1 protein-coding gene is annotated in these 2,027 nt (G+C 38.0%); it reads left to right on the forward strand.

Features of this window, described 5'->3' with window-relative positions; all coding sequences use genetic code 11:
* Positions 1 to 2,027, forward strand: a 2,027-nt coding sequence (locus tag HNS40_RS22195) for a DUF11 domain-containing protein (RefSeq protein WP_172284900.1), incomplete at both ends; no start/stop codon positions are given.

Below are 2,027 nucleotides of genomic sequence, written 5' to 3' on the forward strand. Positions count from 1 at the left end.
CCGAAGATGATCCAGACCCAAGTAACGATGAGGATGATGCCTTAACAACCCCAAATCCAATTTCAGATTTAGTTATCGTTAAGTCGGTAGATGAGGCAACACCAAATGTTGGAGATCAAGTAATCTTTACTCTTGAAGTGAGCAATAATGGACCAAGTGCAGCAACTGGCGTATCAGTTAGTGATCAGCTTCCCACTGGATATACTTATGTATCAGATAATGGATCTGGAGCTTATGCTACTGCCACAGGAATTTGGACCATAGGTAATTTAGCCGATGGAGCAGATACGAGTTTAGAAATCACTTGTACAGTTAATGCTACTGGAGATTATACAAACACAGCAACACTCACTGGAACCGAAGATGATCCAGACCCAAGTAACGATGAGGATGATGCCTTAACGACACCAAATCAAATCGCAGATTTAGCCTTAGAGAAATTGGTTAATGATGAAACTCCTCCAGTGGGTATGAATGTCAGTTTTACATTGAATCTAACTAATAATGGACCAAGTGATGCTACTGGTGTTGTTGTCTCTGATATTCTTCCGACAGGATATACCTTTGTTGGAACCAATACTCCGGGAGTTTATGATCCAATAACAGGAATCTGGAATATAGGAGATTTAAGTAATGGTAATACGGTTAGCCTTAATATATACTGTACTGTAAATCCAGAAGGGAATTATATAAATACAGCATCTGTTTCGGGTAATGAGGAGGATTCAAATCCAGATAATAATGAGGATGATGCAATGACTACTCCAATTCCAACCGCCGATCTGGCCATAGAAAAGCTTGTAAATAATACAACACCAAATGTTGGAGAGGAAGTCATCTTTACATTAAATGCGTACAATAATGGACCAAGTGATGCTTCAGGAGTTCAAGTTACCGATAACCTACCTACAGGCTATGCCTATGTGTCTGATGATGGAGAAGGAAGCTATTTTGTGAGTTCTGGACATTGGTTAATAGGTGATTTTGCAAATGGAGAAAGTAGAACTTTAAATATAACTTGCTTAGTAAATGGAATTGGAGATTATATTAATTCTACTAGGATTATTGGAATTGAAGAAGATTCAGATCTAAGTAATAATGTAGATGATGCTGTAACTACACCAATACCAATTGCAGATTTAGCCATTGAAAAACTGGTCAATAATATTACTCCAAACGTAGGTGGTAACGTTGTTTTTACATTGAATGTGATAAATAACGGACTAAGCGCAGCGACTGGTGTAGTTGTAACAGATATTCTCCCTTCAGGGTATATTTATGTTTCAGATAATGGTAATGGAGCTTTTGTTTCATCTACTGGAATTTGGACTATTGGTAATCTTGAAAATGGAGGACTCACCAGTTTAGAAATTACTTGTACTGTTAGTTCTTTTGGAAACTATACGAATTCAGTCTCAGTCACAGGAAACGAAGAAGACTCAGACTTAGAGAATAATGAGGATGACGTGAGTACGAATCCAAATGCAATAGCCGATTTAGCGATAGAGAAGCTGGTAAATAATGCTACTCCAAATGTAGGAGATGAAATCATCTTTACCCTTAATGTGACTAATGATGGTCCAAGCACAGCAACAGGAGTTGAAGTAATTGAGAACCTTCCAACAGGATATAGCTATATTTCAGATAATGGCGGTGGAGCTTATGTTTCAAGTACAGGAATTTGGACTATTGGAGAACTAAGCAATGGAGGAACAGCAATATTGAATATCACTTGTTTGGTGAATGCTACAGGAAATTATACCAATACTGCAACCGTTTCTGGAAATGAAGACGATTCAGACTTAGAAAGTAATGAGGATGATGTGAGTACGAATCCTACTGCAATAGCTGATTTAGCCATAGAGAAGCTGGTGAACAATTCTACGCCAAATGTAGGAGATGAAATCATCTTTACCCTTAATGTGACTAATGACGGTCCAAGCACAGCAACAGGAGTTGAAGTGATTGAAAACCTTCCAACAGGATATACCTATATTTCAGATAATGGTGGTGGAGCTTATGTTTCA

The organism is Lentimicrobium sp. S6 (genome assembly GCF_013166635.1).
Lineage (GTDB): Bacteria > Bacteroidota > Bacteroidia > Bacteroidales > UBA12170 > UBA12170.